The organism is Methylophilus sp. QUAN, assembly GCF_015354445.1.
Classification (GTDB): Bacteria; Pseudomonadota; Gammaproteobacteria; order Burkholderiales; family Methylophilaceae; genus Methylophilus.
In genome coordinates this window covers 1,583,099-1,609,140 of the sequence record NZ_JADKYT010000001.1, presented here as the reverse complement: position 1 = coordinate 1,609,140, position 26,042 = coordinate 1,583,099, and the positions used below count along the sequence as shown (strand labels likewise).

Below are 26,042 nucleotides of genomic sequence, written 5' to 3'. Positions count from 1 at the left end.
GAAAAATCATGTCACTAGAAGTATTGTGCTCTGATAAAAACAACCGATCCGAATTGTCACACGCAATTCTGGTTTACAAGTCTGGCAGTCGTACTACATTGGCAACAATTCACGATGTAGAGGTCCATGACAAGAAGCCGATGATCAAAGCGGGTAAGTTGTTATCAAAAATTGCACTGAAGGAGATGTTTGAAACGCTGACACCACAACTGAAAGTTAAACCAGAGCTATTACCAGAGAATATCCTGGGCAACGGTGAAAACTTTTTGGCGTGGTACATGCCGCCGCAAAATAAATCACTATGGTTTAAATGCAAAGATATGGGTGGCGAGGTTTCTGGTGTTGTTCCGTTACCGGGCCTTGTATTCATGGTTTCTAAAACGTCGAATCAATGGTACGTGTTTGCCTGCAAAGGTAAAGACAGGCCAAATCAGTCTACAGAGCTGTTTAATGCCCCTTTCCTGAATGTATGGGCAGGCGGGCATGTTTGTGAGGGTAGTTCTAAACGACCCAAGCAGTTAGCAGCTTCCAAAATTAGTGAGTGGGAGGATGTGTTCTTCCGTAGTCGCTTCACACACACCAACCAAAATCACACAAGCATCATTAAGTACAAAGCAGGGGCGTACAAGTTCTGGAGTGACATGCTGGCAAACAAATGGAAGAAATTTCCAGAAGGTTTGTTGGTAAATTCCGGGGTGACACTTAGCCGAGCATTTGATGATTTTATTCAGAAAGGTTTGTAATGAATAATTTAGACACAATGATTCAAAATCTCACGCCAACGGTGATGGTGCCAAAGCATGAGCCTCTGCAATACCTTTCTGATTACGGCCATCGATTTTTGATGGCTTCAAATGGTGTGTGGATGGAAAGCAAAGCGCCCTGGGGACATGTTGTATTCCCCGTGAGAATCATCCCGGAAGTTTCATTTCCGTATGGCAGCACAAAACCCATAATGGAAATCAATACTCCAAATGGGAAAATTCCAGTAGACCTAATCCGACTGTTCGTGGAAAAGGCGAAGGAAACTCCTGATACAGAAGTAGCTGCATGGGTAATTTACGATAGTAGATTCCAAACCATGCGCCTGGAAATGCTGAAATTCAGCTTTGCCAGTGATCAAAAAATTGATTATGTTTGTCCAAGTTTGTCTGATGATGAATCAGTTTTAATGGATATTCATAGTCACGCAACTGGTCCGGCATTTTTCTCACCGGAAGATGACAAAGATGACAAAGGGGCGTTCAGAATTGCTGTGGTTATCGGTAATCTGGACAAGCCTGATGTGTCTGTAGTCTCGCGGTTGTGCATGTATGGCATGTTTTACGACCTGGATGCACCAGTCCTTCAAGGACGTGCAGAATGGGAGCCATCATGAACAATCATGTGATTAAACCAGCACTGTTATCAAAGCAGGTACAAGTCCATGTAATCGGTGCCGGTGGTACTGGCAGCCATGTAATGCAGAATCTTGCAGCACTGCATCACGCATTACTTGGCCTGGGTCACCCAGCTGGACTTCATGTAACATTAATTGACTATGACACCGTTTCTGAAACGAATGTCGGGCGTCAATGCTTCTTCCCGAGTGACGTTGGCCACCACAAAGCAGAGGTTTTAATTAACCGAGCAAATTTGGGGTGGCAAACCAATTGGGATGCCGTAACAGAAAAGGTGACAGGCAGTTCAAATCCTGGCCGTGTTGATATTGTGATCGGTTGCGTTGATAACCGGTTGGCAAGAAAAAGCATAGTCGAAGCTTATAGCGATGTTTACTACCTCGATTTCGGGAATCGTAAGCATGACGGGCAGATTGTACTGGGCATGATTAATCCAACGTGGAAGTCAGATGATGAAAATCGTCTACCCCACATCGGTGATCTGTTCCCGGATGCAATTGATCCAAGCAAAGAGCAGGAAGATGATACGCCTAGTTGTAGTCTGGCAGAGGCCTTGGAAAAGCAATCGTTGTTTATCAACAAAACAGTTGCTACCTACGGCATAAACCTTTTGGCCAAGATGTTCACCAAAGGGGAGATTACATCACATGGTGTGTTTGTGAACCTTGAAACCGAACGTTCGACACCATTGCCGATTGATCCGGAAGTTTGGGCCCGCATGGGTTTTAAACCAAAGAAAGCTCGCAAGGCTAGAACAAAGAAGCAATAAGTAGTAAGATGCCTTCTATCCCTTCGGGGTTAGAGGGCTCTCTAATTGGATTATGACCAATTAGAGAGCTTTCTAGGGCGCAAGCCATAGTTAGCGTAGTTTCTCTACGCATTTCATCAGTCCACCAGGACAACACCGCAAGGTGTCTTTTTAACCCACGGGGTATGTAAATACCCTACAGGGGTTTTACACATCTCCGTTTCAAATTGGAGAGTGTTATGTCAGCAATACATCAAGAATCAATTCCAGGCCTGAATGTTCGTTTGGAATACGCCAGCGCATTGTTAGCATCTCAAATCAAAGCCCCTGATTTTCAATCTGAAATGGACGATGCTTTATTAGGCGCCTTTGAGTTTGGAATTTCAGACGCAAGCAATGGTTGTACTGAGATGCCAGCAATGTTCAAAGAAATCGCACCACTGCAACACGCGTGGTGTGAAGGGCGAAAGTGGCATCAGAAACAAATCGAAGAGGATAAGAGAGAACGTGAAGAAATTCAGAATTGTCCTTATTGTCTTGATCATCAACTCTGCCATATTCATGGCTAATTAAAGTCCATACAGGACAGCACCGAAAGGTGTCTTTCAACCCGTGGGGTATGTTGTTAATACCTCGCCGGGTATTAGCACATCTCCGCATTTAATCTGGAGAGTGTTATGAAAATTCAATCAATTCTGAAAAAAGCCTTGTTCGCACAAACCGTCAATCAGATTCAATCTTTTTACGGCCAAATCAGGGCAGAGCTGGATTCACACAATAAGTACAAATATCTTGAGTATAAGCCACATGAAGATAAAGCGTGTCTTGAGAACGGTTCAAGTCCGTTACTGACCTTCAATTACATGCAATATCTGCCTCGTGTTTTTTGTACAAAACACGGCATACGGATCCTATTCGAAATCAAGGATAAGGGTTTTGTAGCACACGTCATCTTGGTTCACTTCAAGGATGGCCGTGGTCGGCACTCCAAGAGCCTTGAAAATATCCGTGAGGAAAGTATCGATTTTACAAACGATGAAAATGCAACAATTAAGGATGCGTTTGAAAAGATCGCTACCCTCGCTGACAGTTGGAATGTAGGTGACTTTCAACTCAGGCAAGAAGTAAAAGCGAGGAAATCCGCTTAAATCCCAACCCCGGGGGCTAATACCCTCGGGTATGGCTCCCGATTTAACTTAGGAGTCATTATGTTTGTTATTCATGATTTAGCAGGAAGATACTGGAATGGTTCGACCTTCGCACACTACTACACTCACACTGCAAAGCGTTTTTTATCGTTTGTTGATGCCTCGCTTAAAGCAAATGAATTAAAAGCGATTGTAGGCACCACAGATCAGAATACCTTGCAGCCAATGCTAAGGTTGTATGACCTGATTGCCAAAAGCGATGCAACGGGTGTTGAAACAGTAATGACCAATGCACCGGTCACGCATGATGAGTGTTGTACGATGCGGTCAAAATTGACTGCTCATACGGCAAGAAGTCTCATTCTGTCTGAGGTGGAGTACCAGGTCGTTTATGTTGAGGATTTGGCTGGAATTGCCCTAACTTGGGTGCTTGCAGTCTTGTCAGGAAAAAAAGTAGATTTAGGTCTATCAAAAGGCGAGAAAGCAATTTATCTCAATGAGCGCGGGATTGTAACAATCCTCGACCCCATAAAAGATAGCGTTCAAGCCCACTTGCTTACTTACCAGCATGATGTGGTTGTCTACCAAGACGATCCCGTGATGCCCAAAGCGGTGATTACCCCTGACAAGAATAATCCTTTCTATTTTTACAAACAGTACGGTGAAACACGCGATATCGCCGTCATGAAGTGTGTGGTTAGAAGCCTTTCTGGAAATGACCGAGTGTTAATTCCAAAATGGCTGACAGCTTAATGTCACTTCAATAATTTTCACAAACCCTGTCGGGGAAATCCCGGCAGGGGTTTCTCCGACTCTAACAGGAGAAACAAATGGTTGAAAATCTGATTAATGAGGCTCTTGGAAAAGGCCTGAAATCAATCAATGAAATCGTGTCCTATGTCACTCAGAACGTGAGTCTGGTTCCAGCAAGAAAACCTAAACGAGTACAGGATGAATTTATTGAGCTGGAGAACTTCTCTAGCGCGGTTGATTCATTGGCTGACAAGTTATCGCAGGCACCATTTGGTGACTACGGAATATTGTCCTTCAAGGACGGTATGGGGAAAACGCACTGGAAAGGGCTTATTTCTGATGGAAGCGGGGACCGGCTGCAGCCTGAGCTTTATGGGCTGTATCAACGGCGTCCGAGTCATTGGATGATCATGCAAGACATGTTGGCAGGCGAAGTTTATAAACGCTTGCCCGTGTTGGTTCGGCACTTTCAATCAAAGATTAATATCGAGATTGTGAAGGCTCACGACCTGCATGAAGGATCAGTGCTCAAAAACGTACAGGTGCCTGGATATGCGAAGTTTTCCAGTGCCATCATTGACTCGATCTCGAAAGAGGGAATTGTCAAACTCAGAGGTGGTTATCGTGGTTCATCCAAAAAAAGAGTGGTAACCGTGCCGGCATCAAGTATTCAATTAAGTTAAGGGAGTATGTTCATTATGGAAATTATCGAGTGGATTGCTTGCTTTACTGGGTTGGCCGGAGCTTTTCTTTTGGCATTGAACAATGAGTATTCTCGTTGGGGTTTTGTTTGCTTTTTGGCATCTAATTTTTGTTGGATTGCCTTTGCTGTCGTAAACGGAACTCATGGCCTTCTGGTCTCTCAGCTTGGATTCACAATTACCAGTCTTATCGGAATATTCAGGTGGTTTCCAATCACCAGAAAGTTAGTGAGAACCTAAAACAATGAGCCGTGCTTACCAAAGCGCGGTTCATTCTTTTAGCCTTCTTAGAAACACCCCGTTTTGGCGTGTTATCTGACCATGCTTATTTGCTTAACAACCTTTATAGTGACCTAATGAAGTTAGTCAACCCATTATTTTTGATGCTCGCTTTTCATGGTGTAAATGCCAGGGCTGAAGCTGATTTATTCGTAAATCAGGTAGACCTGCCTACCGGGGGAACCGAGATTGTGGTTGAGAATCGCAACTTCGGGTCGGTTAGTGCGGTTATGTGGGTGGACGCTGAAAACACATATTCAAACACCAGCCTTCCAACGCGATTTGTCATAAAAACATCTGAGAAACGAGTGGCATTTGTACTGTCACCCCAAGACCGCACAAAGCCATCAAGATTTAAAGTTTACGTTTCCACGATGTTCGGCGATGCCTATGCTGAACATAATCCCAGAGCCAAATACCGTTTTCCATTTTCCGATGGTATTACGACTAGAGTCACCCAGTCCTTTGGAGACATGGGGTCACACAAAGCCATGAAAACACCTCACGCTGTAGACTTTGCAATGCCAATCGGGACACCGGTGGTTGCCGCTAGGGAGGGCGTAGTGGTGGCAGTGAAGAATGACTCAAGTGTAGGCGGCAATGACATTAGTTTTACCAATAAGGGCAACTACGTTTACATACAGCATGACGATGGAACCGTTGCCAAATATCTGCACCTGGCCAAAGGCAACTCGCCAGTATATACGGGAATGAAGGTATCTGCGGGTGAGGAAATCGGGTATTCAGGAAATACAGGATTTTCTTCTAGTCCTCATTTACATTTTGAAATATTTAAACCAATATATACGGCGTCGAGTATTTTGGAAGGTGAAAGCTTACCGGTTCACTTTACTTCCGGGCTTTCAGTTTTTAGAGCCAAGACAGGGAACATTGTCAGCTCCGAAATTGCGAAAACAAAGAACAATTTTTAGCGGAAGAAAAAAATGCAAAGTCTCTTTCAAAAACTCCAGGGGTCGTACAAGTTTGAACCCATACTCAACCTAGCAGATTCCTCTGTTTATGGATTTGAGTTACTGGCCATGAACAAGCCAAAGAACTGGCTTACTCATGATTTACGCACAATTGCCATGCTTGGCATGATCAATCGTGCCTCGCCTTCGCACGTCCAGGACGAAATCATTTCAGTCAATCTCACGGCAGAGAGCATCATGACTATCACTGACGCTCAGATTGAACAAGCTGCCAGAAACAGGCCTAAGCTGGTTATTGAGTGGGTGGAAATCAAGGATGATAGCCAAACAATCATAGAGGTTGGCCGGAAGCTTGAGCGTTGGCGTGAGCAATTCGATATTAAGATCGCGATTGACGACATGGGTAAAGGTCAAGACGCTATTGAGCGATTCCTTGCAGTAACGCCCGACCTCGCAAAATTCGACGGTTTGCTGCTTCATGAAGCTCGCGAATCAGAAAAACACTATCGCGCTATTCAATGGATGTCCAAATGGTGCCGTGACGAAGGTGTACCAATAGTGATGGAGTGGATTGAAAATGCGCGTGATTTTGAAATCGCAGTAGAGTGCGGTTGCAATTATGGTCAGGGTTACTATATCCAAGATCAAGTAAATGAAGCGATTATCGAAGAAAGAAAATTAGTTATGTAGTAAAGCCCAGTCGCACTTGATTTATTCGTTTCGTATGGATAATTGATAGTGAAACTTGGGGTAGTAAATGCGTAAGAAAATTCTCGAACCAACTAAGCTGAACAACAAGGTTGCTGATGCTTGCTTTCATTATGGCAAGGAAAAGGCATTCGGGTTATTCGTTGCTTCTGTTGAACATCTTTATTGCAGCTTATTGAGCACTGGGGATAATTGCAGTGTCTCAGATGACGTGCTGAACATATCTTCTGTGTATATCAATGAAGTGCGAAGCAAACCAGCTTTCGCAAACATTCTGGGCGCGGCTTTGATTGAACTTTCCCCATACAGGACGGATGATTTCTCCGGCAGCCCCTATATCCCTGACTTCCTGATGGAGCTGATGGTAAGGAATAAGAATCTGACCAAAGGCTTCAGAACTATTCAAGACAAAGATTGTGGGTGCGGCGCATACATTCTCTCTTTGATGTCCGCATTGAAATCAGACTTTGGTGACAACGAGTTAATTGGTTGGTCAGTGGCTGGCACGGATGCCGATCTGCTCAGCACCAAAATCTGCTCGATACAGGTTCTTACCAACGTGGCTATCCACAATGTTGGCCCGGGCAGCCTGGCTATCATCCATAAGCCGTTTGAAAGCGCAAATCATGAGTATTTGATGCTCAAGTTGCACTTCAACCAAATCAGCAAGCAATACGAAATCATGAATAAAAATCAGTCATGGGTTAACTCTGCCCAGACCGCTTTATTCGCCTAGGAAAAAATATGTTCAAGTCTAAAAAAGTTGATTTAGCTAAGTTCTCTCGCAACGACCCGTGGTGGAAAACCAGCATTTGGGGCAAAGAGTTTTTAGCCTACGAGGTTGTATTACTTATCGCGGTTCTTTCTTTGTTAGTAGGCATGGCTATTGGTGGTTTATTGGCCCATCACTTCATGACAAAGATGAGCAAGCAGGTTGCGGCACCCGCTGCCGTTGTAACTACCAAAATTATCAAGCCAACAGTAGAGCGCGTTGAATCATCCTCACCGATAACCATCCCTCAAGTAGATCTAGGCGATAGTTCAGAGCATCCAAGCTACCTAGTGCCTGATATTGGGAAAAAAGGGTAGTTGTCTGAATGAGGTGGCTGACACTTCCATTGCTATTGTTCATGTGCACAACGGCTTGGCCAAAGTCTTTATCTTCCAATAACGATTTTTTAATGTTGGAAGTATTTAGAACCGAAACAGGCTCAGTTGATTTGTACGCTCATAACAAATTGCCTGTACCAGTGTCCGCGGTCATTACAGCCAAAGGAAAGGGCGTGAACAAAAAGACACTGGCAGTCTTTAAGCCAATGGAGAGAAAGGTAGTGCTTTCCTTCAGAAGTGTTGAATCCAAAGGAACCATAAGTTTCACAAATGATGTCGCCTGGGGAAATGTTCAATCCAGTAATAGTTATGTTTACCGCATGCCTTTCAAAGATGGGATCGAGGCTTTGGTAACGCAATCATTTGGTGACAACAGAAAATCAAGCCATTACACGGTTAATGATCCAAGTAGTGAATATGCTATCGATTTTGCAGCCCCTTCAGGAACTGCAATTGTGGCTGCAAGGGCTGGTGTGGTGATTGGTTCAAAATATGATGAGACTTTTGGTTGCTTCGAGGCTAAATGCGTCAATAAAGGCAATTATGTCCTGATAGTGCATTCCGATGGCACTCTCTCTCAATATGCTCACTTAAAGCATAGCCAGCCGATAGTAACGCACTTACAGTCTGTTAAGGCAGGGGATCTGATTGGATTTTTGGGTGGTACGGGTTATGCCAGTGGCGAACATTTACACTTCGAAGTAGGAAAGCCAGAATGGACTGGTAGCGATTTTAGAATCAGGCGGCTTCCAGTAGAGCTCACTGACGGTAACAGAATTTTTAGGGCCAAAACAGGTGAGACCTACAGTTTCATTTCAAAAGGCCGGTTGATATCTGGAATTAATGAGAAATAATAAAGAAAAGCCCAAGGGATAAACATGCTAAAAAAACTCACCGCTTCAATTTTGATTTTCTGCCAGCTGACGACCCCAGTTGTTGCCAACGCAGGATTGGACAATTTATTAAACCAAGTATTCGGCAAGGTATTAAATAGCCTGCCAAATGGGACGGCCGTTGGTGGCAATACAAACAACGGTGGCGATGTTTTGTCCGACTTCCTGGAAAAAGGTAACAAGGAACTGTTGGTCTTCAGCGACGGCGACCCTTTGACTTATGATCCAGGTAACAAAGCTCAGTCTGAAACTCAGTTCCAGCAATACCAGCAAGTTAGAAAAATGGTATTGGAGAAAAAGAATCTTGATTTCGAAGACCTGGTTAAATTCTCGAACGCACTGCGCCCATATATCAGTTATCTTGAGAATATTGAACGATTGAAGGCAGGCGGCGATATTACTCTGCCTCCGGGCGCTGCGGTAAATATCAATGCAAGTTCGTTCTGTGCTGATCCGGGTATTTCTGCACCTGGTACGGGCGACACCATGACTATTGTTGAAAATGATGCCGTGGTGCCAAAGAAAGCCAAAAAACTATACAAAGCATTACTGCAATACTCTCTGAATAGGCCAGACGAACGCGCCTTTATTCAACAACAGATTCATGACATCAAGAATATTCAGAAGGCACCGCGTTTCTTGCTGGGTTCTGCTTCACCTGAGAAAAAGCAGTTTTTCGACAAAGTGATGCCCAATGGTGGCAAGGAATACGATGACTATGTGAAGTGGGCTATCCAGCAGGCAGACAAGGGCAATAAGCGTGAGACAGAAACGCTCGAAGAAAGTGTGGATAAATGGAAGCCAACTAACACTGTCAAAGGCCTAGATTTCAAAGCCAAATCTCTGGATGGTGAGAAGGCCGTTGCAGTAAAAGTTAACAATAATACGAACAGCCCGGTCAAATTAAACCTCGCTGACTTGTCCGCTTTGCCCAACACCAATACCAAACAAAGATTGAGCCTGGCAGGCATTAACGACATGTATGCGAATGGTGAGCTTATCTTTGACCCCGCACACAGAAAGCTCGTAGAGGCTCTGGTGATCGATGCAAAGGAAGTTCTTGGTCAGACAGCTACCACAATTGGCGGGTTATCTCTGGCAGTTTATGGGACTGTTAAGCCAATTGGCAGCGCGGTAGTTAAAGACCTCCTGATTAGTGCACCGGTTGCAGGAACAGCCATTGCTGCATGGGAGCTTTACTCCGGCCGTAATTTTTTCTCTGGTAAGCAAATGTCGACCGCAGAAAAAATGCTGACTGCGCTTAACCTCGTTCCGTCAGCAGGCGCGGTAGCGAAGATTGTGGGGCCGAAAGCTATACCGATTCTAGAAAAATACGCATTGGCAAACTTTGGTACCCAAGTCGCTGGTGGCATTTTTACGGCCGAGTCTACTGAGTACATGCAAAAGTCGATTTACACCGACCAAATCATGAGTGAAGTGATGGCTCAAAGAGCGCAGCAGACGCTGGTTGAGGTTAGAAGTGACCCTTCAACGCCTGCAGCAATTAAGAAGTTGATTCCAGCTTAGATATAGAAGGGAAGGTCAGGATAATTTTGCATTGATCGCGGACTCGATTTGCTCAATACACATGGGCATTTCAGTTCGGATCTGATTGGCAGTAAATCGGAGGATTCGCCAGCCATTTATAACCATCAGGTTTTGGCGAACGCGGTCTTTGGTGAAGTCCTCTTTGAATTTTCCGTGATACTGCCACCCATCGACCTCGATAGCCAGCTTTACGGAGGGGATGGCAATATCAATGCGAAATTTCCTGCCTGGTACGGCGTTTTTGTATTCCGATTCAGCAAGTTGTGGCCAACGTAGCTTTACCTCATTCCAAAGCATTTTCTGGATGAGACTATTATCAACCTTTGATCGATTCAAGGTCGGATTCAAAGGTTTTACAGGTGTTGTCGCATGGAGTTTCCAAGCGCCATTGCCAAGTGCTTTTAGTGATTTAACCCTCATAAAACCAGACTACACGCGGTTTTTGAGAATTCAATAGAGAGTGATTATGAAAAAAACATTTTTTCTGAGCTTATTTTTATACTCCATTTCAGCTTTTGCAGAAAAGGAAATCCCACTCAATTCAACCATCATTGAAACGTATGACCTGACTTCAAAAGGGATCGTAGTCGCCACTGTGAAAAAAATGTGCCTTGATGGGCAAGCATATCTATTGATGGGTAATGATCTTAGAAGTCATGGGTTAACCGTGTCTTTCAAAGACGGCAAACCTGAACAATGCAAGATACCTACCATCCCTTTGAACGTGTTGAAAGCTCAATAATTTATGAAATTTTTAAAATTTATTTTTGACATTATTCCAAGCTTGAACCGCTTAAAAGCCATCGATGAAGTTTTGCACACAAATAACAGAGGAATAGTGAAGCGTATCGATGAGGGTCGAGAGCTGTTAGAGCTGCTGCAGGAGAAATGTCCGGGCTTTTTGGAAGAGCATTTCTGGGTCGAAGGGTGGATTGAGTCTAACGATAGATTTCTCATGGACCTCGCTACTGCGGCGAAAAAAACTCATTTGTTCAAACCAAAAGGAATGCGGCCTTTCCCACGTCCATGGCCAGGTAAGGCTTGATCTCAATGAAGGCGATCCTAAAGTCTTTGATTATCGCGCTGGCCGCAGTCTCCCACGGAGCCAGTGCCGGCAGTGCGTATTCAATTGAAGATGCGATCTATCGAATCGAGATAGTGGATGGCAACAAAATCCATTATGGAACCGGTGTGCTGATTTCAAGAAATACGATTCTGACCAACTGCCATGTGGTCAAGCATGATGGCTTGTTTAGGGTGATAAACCGAAAGACAGGTAATGTGTTCCCAACCCAAAGCTATACAACGATGGGTGGGCTGGATGCGTGTCTCTTGAAAGGCAGTGTCTTTGAAGGAAATCCAGTACCAATACAAACCGAATATCGCAATGGTGATCCGGTATGGGCATACGGCTATCCAGTAGGGCATAGCGCAATGAGTCAGGGAGTAATGGTTGGATTGCTGACCACCGATGTAGGGGTTGTGATGCAAACCACAAGCTTTTGTCACCCCGGCTCGTCAGGCGGCCCTTTGGTTAATGCTCGCGGCGAATTAATTGGACTGGTGTTTGGTACCAAAACAACCTATAAAGATCATTGCCTGGCAATCCCCGTGTTGGACATTCTTAGCAAGATGCCGAGTTAATAAGGACAAAAATGACAATAAAACTTTTTGGCGATTTGATCATGTACTTTGGGACCATGGGTGGGCTGACATTCGGGATGTTCTACGTCGACAAGCGTGCCGCGGTAAATAATTTGAGTCGTATTCCAGAGACGTGGCTGATGGCAGCGTGTGTGGCTTTTGGATGGATCGGGGCAATCATGGCCATGAAGTTCCTGCGCCACAAAAACAGGAAAAAAACATTCATAGCCAAATTGGTGTTCGCAATCTTAGCGAACCTGGTCGTAATTTATATGATGCTCAAGGCATCTAATGCCTGAGTATCAATCTTGAGAGGTTGATCGAAAATCGGCCCTCATATAACGCGTTTTAAGCCATTATTTTGAGGCTGTTGATAGCTGAGGCTGTCGAATAAATTTAAAAGCTGTCAGCCAAAACAAAATAAGAACTAATTTTTGGTTGATGTTGTAGATGGAAGTAAATGTGGGGCGAATATAGCGGATCGAACGGATCATCCCCAGATTTAATTCATAACTTTACTTAAATGGATGGGGTAAAAATTTGAATATAGCAGTATCTGTGTCAATTGCTGGAAATAGTAATTTCCAGTAGTTGACTTTGAAGCCCGTTCAAGGACAATTAAATAATATTGTGATGTTGGGCGAAGGAAAGAACTTGAAGCGCCTGGATGTACTTGATTTGCATTAAACCTCCAAAAAGGTTAATTCAAATTTCAAGCTACTCCAAAATTAATAATATGTCAATCAATATTTTGATCTGAACTCAATTATGAATGCCAAGAAGAAAAAATGATTATCAAAACTGACAGCACGCTCGTACAAGACAGCATCGCCAGTTATGACGATGAAATGGTTTATCGGTACACCTTGTCGAGATCCTGGACAAAGGGGCCGGCACTCACATTCTTGATGCTGAACCCAAGCACGGCAACCGAGGCAGAAAACGACCCCACTATTGAGCGTTGTCAGCGCCGAGCCATAGCAATGAGGTTTGGCCAACTGCACATCGTGAATTTGTTTCCACTACGAAGCACTGACCCAGCTGGTCTTTTAAAGACTGACCCCATTGGCGACCTGACCGAAGCCAACAAGTCCATTATTGAAGCTGTGAAATTATCGGATATGACTATCTGCGCTTGGGGAAATCATCAGGCAGCAAAATCGCGCTCATGGGATGTCATTAAATTACTTCGTGCAGAAAGTCTCGAAAAGAAACTGTATTGCCTAGCGAGAAATAAAGATGGGTCACCAAAACACCCTCTCTATGTCAGCGCCGCTACTCAGCCCATAAAATTCTTTGAGTGAAGCTAGATTCCATAAAAGACATGAACCATAACGCACACTTTATTGACCGATTTGAAGCATGCCTGAATCCAAACACAGATGGAACCAACGGGCGCTTCCGTGGCGACAAGACCAAGATGCTGACACAGATTGATGATGATCGAGCTGCCATCAACATTTTTCTTGAGCAAACCGTAAAGAATCCCGGTACAAAAAGAATGTATGCCAGAGAGATTGAGCGGCTGCAGATGTGGGCGGTGATGGTGAAAGCAAAGTCGATTGCCGACCTGGAGATGTCCCACTTCGATGAATACATAAAATTTATCAAGACGCCTCCCAAAGGATGGGTAGCCGATAAGCGATATCCGAAGTCATCAGAGAATTGGCGCCCTTTTGTTCGTGAACTGAATGAACACGGCCGTATTTTTGAGTTGTCTGAGAACGCCCTATTCAACGCCATTTCAGCGATCAACACAATGATGGACTGGTTAGTAAGCTGCGGTTACCTGACTGGAAACACCCTGGGCCTTATCCGCAAGAACATGAAAAAAGCCATTCGCATGGATTCCCATGAGGACAAGGTGGAACGGTTTCTGGATGATGAAACAGTTGAAGATGTTAAGCACGTCATTATGTCCATGCCAAGCGAAACCGACTTGGAGATTTTGAATTACGAACGAGCTCGATTCATATTCACCATGTTCATCATGCTCGGCTCCCGGATATCGGAGCTGGCCAACTCGCAAATGCGCGATTTCTCAAAAGAACCGGCTGGTTGGTTTTGGAAGGTCACAGGAAAGGGGAACAAGTCGGCCAAGGTCGTGGTGCCGGAGGATATGCTTATTGCCCTGTCTAGGTGGCGCAAGGTTTTGAAACTATCCCCCTACCCTCTTCGCACTGAAATCACGCCGGTTATCCCAATGATTAACAGACATGCTCAAGCACAACTTAATCGTGCCGGCATTACACCGCGTCGAATCAATCAAATCCTATCCGAGATTTTTGAGTCCACTATCAAGCATATCCAGAAAACACAGTCTGGTCACAAGGCTGAAGAAAAAATCACTTTCTTACAGAATGCGTCTGCGCACTGGTTACGTCACACCAGTATCACTCAGAAAACAAATTCTGGCATGGCCCACCACGCAGTACAAATGGATGCTCGACATTCCGATCCGCGCACAACTCAAAGATATATTCACGACCAGGAAAAAGAACGAGTTGAAGAAGCCAAAAAACACAAAATGACCTGGTAACTACCAATCATAGTTATCATTTATTATTGAGTATTGTGCAAGATCCTGAGTAGTTGTTTATGACTCCGAAACCAGAGTCATATCCATAGTATTTGAGTGTTTTTAAGTCTATGTGGAATTTAGATTCAAAGTCTTTGTTTACCAGGACCAAAAATCCACTAGGGTCTGCCCAGCCATAGTCTTCCGAGAAAAAAATCCCTAGAAAAGGCTCAGCGAAATCTTTGGAGTATGAGGCTTTATATTTTACTTTATAGTAGTCTTTACCCACTCCATGGATGTATTTAAATTTATTACCCTCTTGCTTGATTGTTATCTTTCCACCGTATTCAAAAAGCTGAGCTTCAATTTCATTGGGAGGCAAATCCTCAATTCCAGCTCGGGTCTGGTTTGATGGGGTGCAAAGTATCTTTGCCGGAGGCATCGAAGCTGCCGAGAGTGTGGTTGAATAAATAGCAAAGATTGTTAGTCCTGCTATTGAACGGACACTGTGAATATGTTGCTTAAAAGCCGCCTTACTATTGATGCCCATGTCAGTATTAATTCCTTATTTTTATAGATAATTTTTTTTGCCAACTGGCGAGGGTAGCATTAAATGGCTAGGGTCTGAAAGATTGAATTAAAAGAGATTATCCTTGAATGAAATCTGATTTGGCTTTGGTTTAGTCTTAAAAACTATTCCGTAATATTCAAAACATTTTTACTTATGAAACTCAGTAATGCCATTCGGACGGTTTTAGATTCAATGCCATTTTTTTTGAAAGACTTTAATGTAACCCTGTTGTTTTGCTCAAGAAATGACTCAAAGTCTTTGAAGAGTTTTTCTTTACTATCATCGTCCAGAGTTTCGTAATACTCCCCTGCCCTACTGTTCTTTTCTGCTGCGATTTTGTTTTGTTCGAATTGCTCTCGCTCAGTAACCTTTAGGCGTTCTGCGGCATCTTTCTTAGACTGAGCCTGTTGCTCTTGAAATTTGACCACCAACGGTGAAACTTTTGGGCGGTAATCATTCTTGATAGCCTCGACAACAAACCCAGCCAAATTCTTGATTTTGCCTTCAGCCAGCTGGCCCTCAGCGTATTCGATATTGCCCATTACAAGTTCAAACTCATATTCACGTGCAAGTTTTTTGGCTACGTTTTCATTAACACCACACTCGATCAGCTTTTCTTCAGCACGCAACTGTTCGTCCTGGATACTCACATCCAAAAGATACTGAGGTTTTTTGGTTATTTCAAAAAATAGCGATTTAACTACTCTCTTGACCTTGGTGTACTGAACGCTGACAAGAATGTCTGTTACTCGGTTAACTTCCTCGATAGCGTTTTTGATGACTTTCAGATTGAAGTATTTGAACTCATTGTAGATATTATCATCATCACACTCGAAAACCTGACGCCATTCTTGAACTGTTAGCTCTGGTGTGCGGCCGTCCTCTAAATAGAGAAGGCATTGTTCATACAAGATGTATGCATAGTTTGAATCGATGTTGCCTTGGACATCCATATTGATCAACGCAAACTTCACTGAATCAGACAGCATGCGTTTTGCTATCGTCGGGATCTCGAAGTGAATTTTTCCGGATGACTGGAATAGTAAGGTAGAGAAAAGTTGTGTCGCACCTACCGTACGGACACCGCTAGCATTGGTCACGTCCATCTCTACTTTGAGGCTGGTAAGTTCGTTTGCAGCTTGCTTTAATTTATCAACATCATTTGAATTGAATTGAATCAGCTCACCGAGCTCAATTCTGGTCGTTGAATAAGTATCTTCATTCATGCCTTGCTTCTGAGCTATCTTAAATAAGGCATTGCTCAATTTACGACCAAGTAAAGAACGCTTCTCACCATTAGTGACACGAATCTGAATTATCCCGGATCCTTTGACAAGAAGGGATTCACTCAGCTGAGCTAACTCCGATCCTTTCATGACTGTTAATTCGGTCGACTTCATTTGCTTCGGTTACTTATTGAGGGTTAATTTTGTAACCTAAGTATGCCCACACAAAAATCCTTTGTAAAGTGGCCGACACCCTTTTTTTGAAATCGAAAGTTAGGTTACCGTTTACGGGATGACCAGCACTTAGGTTACCGTTTACAGGACGCAGGGATATATTCGCTCAATAAACCAGGCTGAATTAGGACTTAGGTTACCGTTTACGGGATCAAAAAGAGGACTTAGGTTACCTTTAACGGGACAATAAGCAGTAAAAAGTAAGCATTCACTGTCAGTAATACCAAATAATGGCAATGTATTAATAAAAAATGAATGAAATTAGAGTTATTCATCCCGCAAACGGTAACCTAACTTAGGCTATCCACTAAAACCATCCCGTAAACGGTAACCTAAGTGGCAAAACTGGCCCTGGTTATATCCCGTAAATGGTAACCTAAATAGGGTTAGGAGGCTCTTGGAGACTAGATGTTAAGAAAATCGCCTAGCACAGACGATTTATAAAAGCATTATTAAATAAGGGCTTATATTGCTTATATACACTTATGGTTTAAGTGCGGCATTGGAAAAGTTTTTGATCCCGTAAAAGGTAACCTAAGTGCTGGTCATCCCGTATTCGGTAACCTATTTATTCAGCAATATTGGTTTAATATACGAAATAATTCTTTATTTTCAATTATTTAGAGTGATTCCAGCCTGTTGCTGACCACTCGTATAATCTGAGCATCCCGTAAACGGTAACCTTTTCATCCCGTAAATGGTCACCTAAGTTCGTAAGCTTATGATTTTAAATGTGATCTTAAGGAATATACCGTAAATGGTAACCTATCCCGTAAGTGGTAACTTATACGTACCGCAAATGGTAACTTATGCCCAATTTGCATCCCGCAAACGGTAACCTAATATCGTCCAATATCCTGTAGAAGGTAACCTAGTTATACCGTAAGCGGTAACTTATCCCTACTTTTAATCCCGTAAACAGTAACCTAACTTTGTATTTTTAATTTATTATCAATAGGTTAAATGATTTGAAATACACAACAACATTATGTTTGTTTGTTTTTTATAAATACATCAACACCTAAAGGTCTTTAAGACTATCAGGTAGCGGTAAATTTAATTCTTTTGCAATACCTGGAAGCTCGCTCTTCAGGATATGAACAACTATAGATTTCATGCTTTGGCCTGGTACAGCACGAGCAATCCCTTCTAATAGCAGTTTCAGATCCTGTGGCATTTCTACAATCAAAGGTTTGATCACATCATGTGATGCTTCCATCCAAGGAAATGGATTCAAGTTCAAAGAATTGAGCTTATTGCTGATAGCTGGCGTTGGTTTGGCCTCTTTCTGCTTAACCGCCTTTTTAGCAACAGTCCCCTCCCCTTCCCTTTTGGGTTCTGTCTTTTTTTCTTCTTGTTCAGTGACCGTTGAATTTTCTGTGGCAGACGTAGCCTCACCCTTATTTACAAAGCCGGACTGTTGGCCTAATGCAATCAACTTATCCAACTGGCTTTCTTTTTTTGCTGTCATTTTTCTACTCCATATATGAAATCATAGAGGCCTTGCATTTCCTCTTGTGCTGATTGGTCTGATTTAGTTTGGTTTTCCGGGGGAATCTCAAAGATGGATTTACCTTTACCCAATACTTTTTTGAAGGAATCACGATCTGTGATTTGTACGCTGCATACTTCAATACCTGCTGCTTGCATTTGATCCTGCATTTTGAGGATTACTTCTGCAAGGTCGTTGATTTGTTTGTCGCGTACATTTGGCAGCGTTGGCACTTCATTGAATAGCATCACCACTCTCATACCCAGACCAATGGCCTTACGTTGCTGCTGAAGCTCATAAACCATTGCAATATCTTTTTCCAAGGCCCAGACATCAGTCAGACTTACTTTGACAGGTATAACCATTACATCGCAAACCAGAAGGCTATGCCGTAATTCAGCAGCATCTCTACCAGGTACATCAATCACTAAGTCGTCATAACGCTTTGCTTGCTCTCGGATAATCGATACAACATCAGTACCGAGTGCATTAATCAAAGGGATTGCTGGCTCTACTCCATGTTCATTTCGCGTTGCATTCCAGCGTGTCACTGTTTTCTGGTCATCACAATCTACCATGCAGACATCATGACCTTTTAGTTTACGCAATGCAGCAATATTCAAAGAAAGTGTGCTTTTACCAGCACCACCCTTACGTGTCCCAAAAACTACGATCATAGCAACTCCATTTGTATTAACAGTATAGACGATATTAACCATCTATACCGTTCTGATTATGTGGTTAAGGTTTCCAATGTTATCAACCTTCATAACCTAATATGGATTGTTAACATTGATTACGTGTGCAACGTTATCAATATAAATAATGTGAACAATAAAGTAAATACTATTAATGTTATTAATACAGACAATAATGACAATATTGTAAATATTAATTATACAAACCATGCAAACAATATTAATAATATAGTTAATATTGACTATAGAATATAGTCGTTATATATTCAATATATGATTAATGTAGTTAATACGGTTAATACCGACAATACTGTCTATACCGCAAGGGAAGATTTATGAGTCAGCAACTGATGAGTACGCCAACACTGAACACAATGGGGGAAGCATTAGCTTTATTGGAAAAAGTAGGCTTTAAAAACATTTTGAAGCCTGCTGTAGTGTCAGCCAGAAAAATGACGGGCGATAGGTTCAAGCAAGCGTTGATAGATGTTGTTACAAAAGAGCAGGGTAGGGATGAAAATCTGCGTTACCTGGCTTCATGCTTATGCCTATCTACAAATCAGGCAATCAAATTCCTGACAAATCATAATATTCAGTTCAATCATGATTTGTTGGTCAAGCTTGGAATAGAGCAGGGTAATGAGATTCGAAACCTGATGAAGCAGTTTGATACGACTGGTGACGTAAGCTTTCTAAATGAGATTCGCAACCGCTTTGATGGGGTGCTTCCTCAGCAAACGCAACAACAAAACCGGCAATCAAATTCGGCGCCGACGAACAATAACATGCCATCAAACGAACAATATGATGTCAACGATAGCTACACTGGTAATGAAAATACAGAGCCAAAGATCCAGCAAAATGGTGAAAAGTATCGATCACTTCACTTTTTTGGAAAGGATACGGCTCTATGCTTCAATGATTCGCGTACTAAGTCTGGGAATATTCCAACAATCAACATTGATGCAGCCAAAGTGGCACCAGGAGGGAATCGTAATTTTGATTGGAAAAACGCTGTTCATTTCCAATTCACGCGTAATGAGTTAATCGGTGTTTTGTCAGTATTAACTCACATACGAAATAAGGTCGAATACAAGTCGCATGGCCAAAAGAATGACAAGGGATTTTCAATTGAAAAGCAGGAAGGTAAGTTTTATTTGAACCTCTTTTCAAAAGAAGGTGGTGCGCGTGGTGTGCCTATCTCTCTTGAGGATGCAGTACAGCTGGCAGTGATGGTTATTGATCGCCTGGGTGAAAGTTTCCCAAGTTATAAAAAACCAGAATTCTTGACTGTTATGAGGCTGGTAATGAAATGACCCATGCCATCCCGGATACAAGTGGTAAACGCTTCGCACGTTTGCAAACGTTGGGCATATATGTGCCTGAACAAATCCTTTTACACTTACCAAAGGGTTATTTGGACTTAACAACCGTAGAAAAAACGGTACAGGATACGCATTTTGACGGCCTACAGCGCATTTATTCGCTTACGGTGACCACTGATGCAGGGTTTGCTAATAAATTTGGCGATAAGCCTCGTGTTTCATTTTTTGCATCTGATGAAAATCAACCCATCCGTATCACTGTATTCGGTGGGGTGTATGAGTGGAAAAACCTGAAGGCTGGCATGAAGATCTTTGTAAGGGCAAAAGTGAAGATCTGGAATGAAGAAATCCAGTTTGATTCCCCCGAGTTAATCAACGCCATCGCAATTGGTCGTGTCGTTGCGCAATATCGCGGAAAGAAGAAGGTTGTGTCTGAAGAAACCTTTGCTGAATACGCGCAAGAGGCTTTAGATAAATATCTTCCACAAAGTGCGGAGTATATCCGAAGGATGTTGGATGGCATGGATGAGGAATACATCCTGCAAAAGGCTGCAATCAAGAATTATCGGACTATTCAAGACATCCTGATCGATGTCCACGCACCTAAGACGCTGGAACATGCGGAAAAGGGCATGTTGGCAGCCCGGAAGCTCGCGGCGTATGAGGCAGTAAAAGAAGGCGCTAAGAAAAAACAGAAAAAGCCTGTCGCACAATCAGCCATCATGATCAGCGATAAGGCATGGCAGTCTGCAGCCAGCAATATTCCTTATCAGGCTACAGATGATCAGCTACGTTCAATCAAAGAAATCGTAGCAGACTTAAATTCGCCATATCCTATGAGCAGACTTCTCAATGGTGACGTAGGGGTAGGCAAAAGCTATGTGATTGGGGTAACGGCCGTAGCAGCGAATGAAGAGGGCGCACGTGTCGCAATTCTTACCCCTAACTTGCTTTTGGTCGACCAGCTTTACGAAGAGTTTTCAGCATGGTGGCCAAAGAAGAGATTCGTGAAGGCTTTGGGTAGCACTAAAGTCGTGGATATCATGGATAACCCAGTAATCATCGGTACTGTGGCCTTGCTAAACCGCTTGGAAAAACAGAAATGGACACCCGATTACCTGATTGTTGATGAGCAAGAGCGATTCTCTGTGAAGCAACGTGAGCAACTTGCTCAAGTCCACACCAATATGCTGGAATCTACTGCTACCTGCATCCCACGTACAGCGGCCATGATTTCACATGGCGGCATGGATATTTCTATCCTGACTCAATCACCGGTCAAGAAGCAGATTCAAACGCACCTGGTAGGGCGTGAAGACAGGGAAAAACTGTTTAGCCATGTGCACCGGGTTATTGAATCAGGATCTCAGGTCGCTATTGTCTATCCGCAAGTATCTGGTGAGGATGAGCGCAAGTCTGCTATCGAGGCATTCAACGCATGGAACAGGAAATATCCTGGGCTTGTGGCATGCCTGCACGGGAAAATGACTGCTGAAGAAAAGCAAACGATTACCCAAGACGTCAAAGATGGCAAATACAAGCTGATTGTCACTACCAGCATTTTGGAGCGAGGCGTCACAATTCCTGGCTTACGAGCTGTGGTGGTTATCAATCCAGAACGCTACGGGGCCACCCAGTTACATCAGTTGAGAGGCCGGTTAGTGCGTAAGGGCGGGTTGGGATATTTCTTCCTGTATGTACCAGACCAGATCGATTCCGTGGCCCGGGAAAGATTGATGTTACTGGTGAATATCACTCAGGGCCATAAACTGGCTGAGATGGATATGGAAATGCGTGGTTTTGGTGATTTGTCTGAGGATGCCGAAAGCCAGCATGGAGCTTCAAGAAGCGGTATTTTTCAAGGGGTCCAGCTAAGACCATCCGACATTGCTGCAATTATGTCGGCGCCTTAGCTGGGGAATATCTCTTTGATGAAGAAACTCTCATCATTTGGCTGAGCTGAACTAATGATGAGGTTGTTACGTGCGCGAGTCATTGCGACGTACATCAGCTTGCGCTCTTCCTCGATATTTTCAACTGAATAGTCATTATCCTTTGTCGAGGGAATGACCTTTTCCTCTACGCCAATAATCCATACGTTATCGAACTCCAGGCCTTTGCTACTGTGCATGGTTGATAAGGCTACCCCTGCATCTTTATTCTCGTTTTCTGGCTTCTTCGTGACTATTTGAATACGCTCCAACAGAGAGCCATTCAGGCCGGACAGGATCTCGCAGACAAGTTCAATTTGTCTGTGTTCGTTTTGCTTGTTTGTGCGTGTCATCATCCAGTCACCGAGGCCACGCAAGACACGAATGACATCATCGGGTGAGGCTTTGATTGCGCGTTTGGCCAAACCAGGTATCCGCATCGTAAATTCTTGGAGAATATCCTTTGCTAAAACCTCGAATTGGCTTAAATCCAAAGCATTCATTGCCTTGATGTCGTAAATTGCAATCCAATCGTCACCAATCAATTCGCGAAGATCATCGATGTCGTTGGCAGCCACACCACTCCAATGCAAAAGGTGCTCGATACCAACACGTTCCTTTTTGCACATAGAACGCAATACGGTCAGCATCATGGCTGGAATGGACTTCTCCCAAAAACTGGTACCAGATTTGTAGGCTGGAATCCTCCGGGAACGCAATACAGCATCAATTTCATCCAACATGTCATTATTCCTGGCCAGCACAGCCCATTGGCTGGGTTTGACCACGAAATGTTCTCGATTGTCTCTGACCTCGACCTCAAGTGTAGACTGAATGCGATCAGCTACAGCATGCGCCTCATTAACTCGTTTGTTGAAGCGTTCCTTGGTAATGGTGCCGCCACGACCTTTGTTAGCAACAAGTCTTTTGGACAGGCGATTTTGGTTATTCAGAATCAATCGGTCAGCCGGAGTCAGAATTTCTCTGTGGCACCGGTAATTCAAGCCTAGAGTTACGCGTGTGGCGTTGGTTTCCTTCTCGTATTTGAGCATGCCTTCATAGCCCAGCGCATTTCTGAAACCGAAAATGGTTTGGTCGTCGTCGCCTACGGCGGTGGTCGTGACCTTACCGGAACGATAATGCTCCATGAGATACTGGAATTGCACTTCATCAACATCCTGGAATTCATCGACCAACATGTGAGTGGCACCAAGTATCGGCAGTGATCCGTCCTTGATCATGTCGAGTGACATGCGCATGACATCATAGAAGTCTATGATGTGGTTACGTTTACAAATTTCCTGATAGACCGTGTAGATTTGCCCCGTTTGATCATTCGTTGGCTCGTAGTGAGATTTGCTCTTACAAGCTTCGATCATGCCCAATGCATCAAATGGTTTGATATCGGTAATGCCAAGTTTATCCAAGGCCCGGGAAACGGAGTTAAGCACTTCTGCATTGGATGCAATATGTGTCTTAATTTTGTTCCGCTTGAGATGATTTAATGCCAATGAGTGAAATGTCGAAACGTAGCAGCGGCCTCCAGTATCGCCATACTCTTTCTGAACCCTGTGTTGCAGTTCTTTGGCACCATCGCGTGTGAAGGTAACACCGACAATTTTGGCGTATTGACTGCGCTTGAGTATGCGCGACATTTTCTGGACAACGAGGTGAGTCTTACCAGACCCCGGACATGCGACGACCAACAATGGATCGTCGCATTCAACTGCTGCTAACTGGTCGGCATTTAAACTCATGCGGCTTTCACCACCTCAGCTGGGGTTTCTTCATGTGGCGTATCGTCAAGAGCTTGCACAGCTGCTACATCTTCAACAGGCTGCTCTACTTTTGCCTCAGTTGCAACTTCACCTTTTTGGTTTGCGCTTTGTTGTTCACGACGAATGCGGTTCAAGATAGCGCGGTGCTGGCGAACGATTGTACCCATGACAGTATTGAGCATGCGCTTCACGTCGAGCTCAAAGTCACTACGTTTTTTCTCGTTCAGCTCGAAATCTTCTTCATGCAGTAAACCACGCACCCAAAGGTCGGTCATTGTCATCAGGAAGCGGTCAGCGGTATCGTGCAATTCGTAGTAAATACGGGCCAGAGGTGAAGTCAACTTCACATCAACGGATACACCATTGATGAAGGAAGTAGGAGTAACCAGGCCGTGGGTAGAGTATGTAACGTCACACTCGCGCAGTAATTTCTGCAACGCTTCAGTGTGTTTGATGATCGAATTCTTAACGTGGACTTCAATCTTGAGTACATCTTCCTCTTTCTCAATCAGCACACGGCCGAAAACAGGAATGAAGTGCAGGTACTCAGACATCTGGTCAAAGTTGCGGCGGTAAATACGCTCAATGATCGGATGGTAAAAGGTGTGTGGTGTTGTTACGACTGCACCACGGTGGTTGTCAAAGAAATTGCGTTGTTGGGTGAGCAAATCCTTTACGTTAGCTTTCGCCAACTGAGCGCCCTTGGTCTTTGTGGGCGTCACTGGTTTGCTCTGCTTATCGATTTGTGGGTCTTTTGCCATGATTATCTCCAGTTAGATTGATGGGTGTCATGATTTTGGACTAGCCATCGTTTTCATGCGTGGTTAGATAACAGGGCAGAAATGCTTGTTTGTAACTATGCTCTAGGTCTTGATAAGAAATCGCTTGACAAAAAAATGGGGCAGAAATACGATTATTCCATCTTTGAGGCGAGTCCTCATGCAGCTGAGACTAAGTTCTTAGCATCTCAAACAGTGCTTATGCACAATGTCTCTTGCAGACACACACCGCCACAATCTGGCTATAACACCTTACGAACCCGTTTCGTACCTCGGCTTTAAGCCATTCAATCAAGAGAATTAAGACCAGCAGTTTTTTACTGTATTGGCATTGTCTTGTCGTGAACCTGCGTAAAGGAACAACCCTTATTGTCGCCCGGTAAGTTAATTCTTACCGGGCACGATAACCCGAATATCTCCAGCCATGAGGCCACCTCATGGTGACCCGTGGTTTTTTTATTTCAACCACTGGTCGCCAACCAGTGTTTTTTATCTGTGGGGGGTGGCACTCCCAATCTGTCCTGGAGGATTCTTCAATGAGTATTTTTAACTTTTTAGGTAGTCTGTTGTTGGGTTTGGTTAAGCATGTATTTTTGGCTTCAGTCCCAGCTGTGGTGATCCTGTTCAGTTTATCTGCTCTGGTCATTTGTGCCGCTTTTCACTCATTCAGCTTAGGCTCAATTGGTGATGGGTTGTTTATTGAAATGATGTCATGGTCATTCCTGGTTACCTTTATGGCGATCTTGAAAACCATGCAACTGACAAGAAACAATCTTCAAAGCTGGTACGCATAGTAGTCAAATTCGGGAGCTTTGCTCCCGCTTGAGGGTGTTATTTCAGCACCTTCAACCGGGAGCAAACTTTCAAAGGAGATCACTATGTCATCTGCAATTAATGCAACTCAGATTTTACAGTCCATGGCCAGAAACAACATTCCAGTACGGGATGCAATTTTGGTTCACACCACGTTAAAGACTGGGAATTGCAATACTCGTAGCATGGAGAAGGTTAAGCGTATCGTTCGCGTTATTGCAATCGACCTTCAGCCAACGTGAAATGGCCAAAACTCAGGGGGGTAATCCCCTGGGGGATGGTTCTGGCTTCAAGAATTCTTCCAAGTCCATAAACGACCTGAAAGATTTTTTGCCGCTGGCAAAATAACTAGCGTCTACATGACGCATTTCATCAACCCCGATAGGGCATCAATTGCCCATTCGGGCCCTTGGTGCCTTTTTTTCTTTAGGAGGCACCATGGCATTACAAATACCTGTTGGACAAGGTGCAGTGATATTGGAGATTGGGAAGCATATTCACAATCGCTCAATAGTCAGCTCTGCCGTTCTGCAAAATAGTCAAGGATTGCGAGTTTTCGTATGGGAACTCGATGATGGCGAAACACTTGTGTTAGACCAGAATCCGCGGCCAAAACCACGCTTACCGCAAATTGAGATTGAACCAGCAACGGTTAAATCTTCTTGGAGTGGTTGGCAGTCCACACAAGACCCCATAAATGACGTAGTTTCAGCGAAAACGTCTCAAGGGTTCTGCTTGAAGCATTTCAAGTCACCTGTAGCGCCCAAGCACACGCAGCTTCAATTGTCTGCGATGCATGGTGCCCGATAGGAG

General features: G+C 43.8%; 30 protein-coding genes. 23 read left to right on the top strand and 7 right to left on the bottom strand.

Annotation, left to right across the window (positions count from 1 at the left end; all coding sequences use genetic code 11):
• Positions 1–8 precede the first annotated feature (8 nt).
• The 13 genes from INP79_RS07995 to INP79_RS07935 all read left to right on the top strand — a co-directional run bounded on the left by INP79_RS07995 (position 9) and on the right by INP79_RS07935 (position 10,199).
• Positions 9–743 carry a PRTRC system protein B gene (locus INP79_RS07995; protein ID WP_194753653.1) on the top strand — a complete coding sequence of 245 codons (735 nt, stop codon included), beginning with the start codon at positions 9–11 and terminating at the stop codon, positions 741–743.
• Positions 743–1,378, top strand: a complete 636-nt coding sequence (locus INP79_RS07990) for a PRTRC system protein A (protein WP_194753652.1) — start codon at positions 743–745, stop codon at positions 1,376–1,378. The genes INP79_RS07995 and INP79_RS07990 overlap by 1 nt, the downstream gene beginning before the upstream one ends.
• Positions 1,375–2,169 (top strand): PRTRC system ThiF family protein, encoded by a 795-nt coding sequence (locus INP79_RS07985; protein WP_194753651.1) that lies wholly within the window; start codon positions 1,375–1,377, stop codon positions 2,167–2,169. Before INP79_RS07990 ends, INP79_RS07985 begins: the two co-directional genes overlap by 4 nt.
• Before the next feature lie 218 nt (positions 2,170–2,387).
• Positions 2,388–2,717, top strand: a complete 330-nt coding sequence (locus INP79_RS07980) for a hypothetical protein (protein ID WP_194753650.1) — start codon at positions 2,388–2,390, stop codon at positions 2,715–2,717.
• Positions 2,718–2,825: 108 nt separating this feature from the next.
• A complete protein-coding gene (locus INP79_RS07975) occupies positions 2,826–3,296 on the top strand; it encodes a hypothetical protein (protein WP_194753649.1) in 471 nt (156 codons plus the stop codon).
• Positions 3,297–3,356: 60 nt separating this feature from the next.
• Positions 3,357–4,049 carry a hypothetical protein gene (locus INP79_RS07970; RefSeq protein WP_194753648.1) on the top strand — a complete coding sequence of 231 codons (693 nt, stop codon included), beginning with the start codon at positions 3,357–3,359 and terminating at the stop codon, positions 4,047–4,049.
• 77 nt (positions 4,050–4,126) lie between these two features.
• Positions 4,127–4,732, top strand: a complete 606-nt coding sequence (locus tag INP79_RS07965; protein WP_194753647.1) for a hypothetical protein — start codon at positions 4,127–4,129, stop codon at positions 4,730–4,732.
• A 269-nt stretch (positions 4,733–5,001) separates the two neighbouring features.
• Positions 5,002–5,961 carry a M23 family metallopeptidase gene (locus tag INP79_RS15650; protein ID WP_370583240.1) on the top strand — a complete coding sequence of 320 codons (960 nt, stop codon included), beginning with the start codon at positions 5,002–5,004 and terminating at the stop codon, positions 5,959–5,961.
• Between the two features lie 12 nt (positions 5,962–5,973).
• Positions 5,974–6,651: an EAL domain-containing protein gene (locus tag INP79_RS07955; protein WP_194753645.1), complete on the top strand. Its 678-nt coding sequence runs from the start codon at positions 5,974–5,976 to the stop codon at positions 6,649–6,651.
• Positions 6,652–6,718: 67 nt separating this feature from the next.
• Positions 6,719–7,405, top strand: coding sequence for a hypothetical protein (locus INP79_RS07950; protein ID WP_194753644.1), 687 nt, complete (start codon positions 6,719–6,721; stop codon positions 7,403–7,405).
• 8 nt (positions 7,406–7,413) lie between these two features.
• Positions 7,414–7,758, top strand: coding sequence for a hypothetical protein (locus tag INP79_RS07945; RefSeq protein WP_194753643.1), 345 nt, complete (start codon positions 7,414–7,416; stop codon positions 7,756–7,758).
• Positions 7,759–7,850: 92 nt separating this feature from the next.
• Positions 7,851–8,633: a M23 family metallopeptidase gene (locus INP79_RS07940; protein ID WP_194753642.1), complete on the top strand. Its 783-nt coding sequence runs from the start codon at positions 7,851–7,853 to the stop codon at positions 8,631–8,633.
• A 24-nt stretch (positions 8,634–8,657) separates the two neighbouring features.
• Positions 8,658–10,199 carry a hypothetical protein gene (locus INP79_RS07935; protein WP_194753641.1) on the top strand — a complete coding sequence of 514 codons (1,542 nt, stop codon included), beginning with the start codon at positions 8,658–8,660 and terminating at the stop codon, positions 10,197–10,199.
• A 15-nt stretch (positions 10,200–10,214) separates the two neighbouring features.
• On the opposite strand, the gene INP79_RS07930 is transcribed toward INP79_RS07935, so the two are convergent.
• Positions 10,215–10,640, bottom strand: a complete 426-nt coding sequence (locus tag INP79_RS07930; RefSeq protein ID WP_194753640.1) for an endonuclease domain-containing protein — start codon at positions 10,638–10,640, stop codon at positions 10,215–10,217.
• Between the two features lie 46 nt (positions 10,641–10,686).
• Here INP79_RS07930 and INP79_RS07925 point away from each other — a divergent pair, with 46 nt between their 5' ends.
• From INP79_RS07925 to INP79_RS07900, 6 genes are all read left to right on the top strand, one after another.
• Positions 10,687–10,962: a hypothetical protein gene (locus INP79_RS07925; protein WP_194753639.1), complete on the top strand. Its 276-nt coding sequence runs from the start codon at positions 10,687–10,689 to the stop codon at positions 10,960–10,962.
• Positions 10,963–10,965: 3 nt separating this feature from the next.
• The gene (locus INP79_RS07920; RefSeq protein ID WP_194753638.1) at positions 10,966–11,265 is read left to right on the top strand and encodes a hypothetical protein; all 300 of its coding nucleotides are present in this window, start codon (positions 10,966–10,968) and stop codon (positions 11,263–11,265) included.
• Between the two features lie 5 nt (positions 11,266–11,270).
• The gene (locus INP79_RS07915; protein WP_194753637.1) at positions 11,271–11,864 is read left to right on the top strand and encodes a serine protease; all 594 of its coding nucleotides are present in this window, start codon (positions 11,271–11,273) and stop codon (positions 11,862–11,864) included.
• An 11-nt stretch (positions 11,865–11,875) separates the two neighbouring features.
• Complete coding sequence (locus tag INP79_RS07910) at positions 11,876–12,163, top strand: DUF1294 domain-containing protein (protein ID WP_194753636.1); 288 nt, start codon at positions 11,876–11,878, stop codon at positions 12,161–12,163.
• Positions 12,164–12,652: 489 nt separating this feature from the next.
• The gene (locus INP79_RS07905) at positions 12,653–13,168 is read left to right on the top strand and encodes a DUF1643 domain-containing protein (RefSeq protein WP_228519762.1); all 516 of its coding nucleotides are present in this window, start codon (positions 12,653–12,655) and stop codon (positions 13,166–13,168) included.
• A gap of 20 nt (positions 13,169–13,188) precedes the next feature.
• Entirely contained in the window at positions 13,189–14,403 is a 1,215-nt protein-coding gene (locus tag INP79_RS07900) for a site-specific integrase (protein ID WP_194753635.1), read from the top strand.
• Between the two features lie 16 nt (positions 14,404–14,419).
• Here the strand turns inward: INP79_RS07900 and INP79_RS07895 are convergent, their stop codons facing one another.
• From INP79_RS07895 to INP79_RS07880, 4 genes are all read right to left on the bottom strand, one after another.
• Positions 14,420–14,932, bottom strand: a complete 513-nt coding sequence (locus INP79_RS07895) for a hypothetical protein (RefSeq protein ID WP_194753634.1) — start codon at positions 14,930–14,932, stop codon at positions 14,420–14,422.
• 143 nt (positions 14,933–15,075) lie between these two features.
• Positions 15,076–16,353, bottom strand: coding sequence for a replication initiation protein (locus tag INP79_RS07890; RefSeq protein ID WP_194753633.1), 1,278 nt, complete (start codon positions 16,351–16,353; stop codon positions 15,076–15,078).
• A gap of 1,081 nt (positions 16,354–17,434) precedes the next feature.
• The gene (locus INP79_RS07885; RefSeq protein ID WP_194753632.1) at positions 17,435–17,884 is read right to left on the bottom strand and encodes a hypothetical protein; all 450 of its coding nucleotides are present in this window, start codon (positions 17,882–17,884) and stop codon (positions 17,435–17,437) included.
• On the bottom strand, positions 17,881–18,582 hold the full coding sequence (locus INP79_RS07880; protein WP_194753631.1) for a division plane positioning ATPase MipZ: 702 nt from the start codon (positions 18,580–18,582) through the stop codon (positions 17,881–17,883). The genes INP79_RS07885 and INP79_RS07880 overlap by 4 nt, the downstream gene beginning before the upstream one ends.
• Before the next feature lie 356 nt (positions 18,583–18,938).
• Between INP79_RS07880 and INP79_RS07875 the strand changes: the two genes are divergently transcribed.
• Both INP79_RS07875 and INP79_RS07870 read left to right on the top strand, forming a co-directional pair.
• Positions 18,939–19,919: a hypothetical protein gene (locus tag INP79_RS07875; RefSeq protein ID WP_194753630.1), complete on the top strand. Its 981-nt coding sequence runs from the start codon at positions 18,939–18,941 to the stop codon at positions 19,917–19,919.
• Positions 19,916–21,841: a helicase-related protein gene (locus INP79_RS07870; protein ID WP_194753629.1), complete on the top strand. Its 1,926-nt coding sequence runs from the start codon at positions 19,916–19,918 to the stop codon at positions 21,839–21,841. Before INP79_RS07875 ends, INP79_RS07870 begins: the two co-directional genes overlap by 4 nt.
• Here INP79_RS07870 and INP79_RS07865 read toward each other — a convergent pair.
• Together INP79_RS07865 and INP79_RS07860 are read right to left on the bottom strand one after the other, a co-directional pair.
• Entirely contained in the window at positions 21,838–23,616 is a 1,779-nt protein-coding gene (locus INP79_RS07865; protein WP_194753628.1) for an ATP-dependent helicase, read from the bottom strand. The two genes, INP79_RS07870 and INP79_RS07865, sit on opposite strands and share 4 nt — an antisense overlap.
• Complete coding sequence (locus INP79_RS07860; RefSeq protein WP_194753627.1) at positions 23,613–24,398, bottom strand: hypothetical protein; 786 nt, start codon at positions 24,396–24,398, stop codon at positions 23,613–23,615. Before INP79_RS07860 ends, INP79_RS07865 begins: the two co-directional genes overlap by 4 nt.
• 455 nt (positions 24,399–24,853) lie before the next feature.
• On the opposite strand from INP79_RS07860, the gene INP79_RS07855 reads away from it, so the two are divergent.
• On the top strand, positions 24,854–25,210 hold the full coding sequence (locus tag INP79_RS07855) for a hypothetical protein (RefSeq protein WP_194753626.1): 357 nt from the start codon (positions 24,854–24,856) through the stop codon (positions 25,208–25,210).
• Between the two features lie 457 nt (positions 25,211–25,667).
• Positions 25,668–26,039: a hypothetical protein gene (locus INP79_RS07850; protein WP_194753625.1), complete on the top strand. Its 372-nt coding sequence runs from the start codon at positions 25,668–25,670 to the stop codon at positions 26,037–26,039.
• Positions 26,040–26,042: the final 3 nt, after the last annotated feature.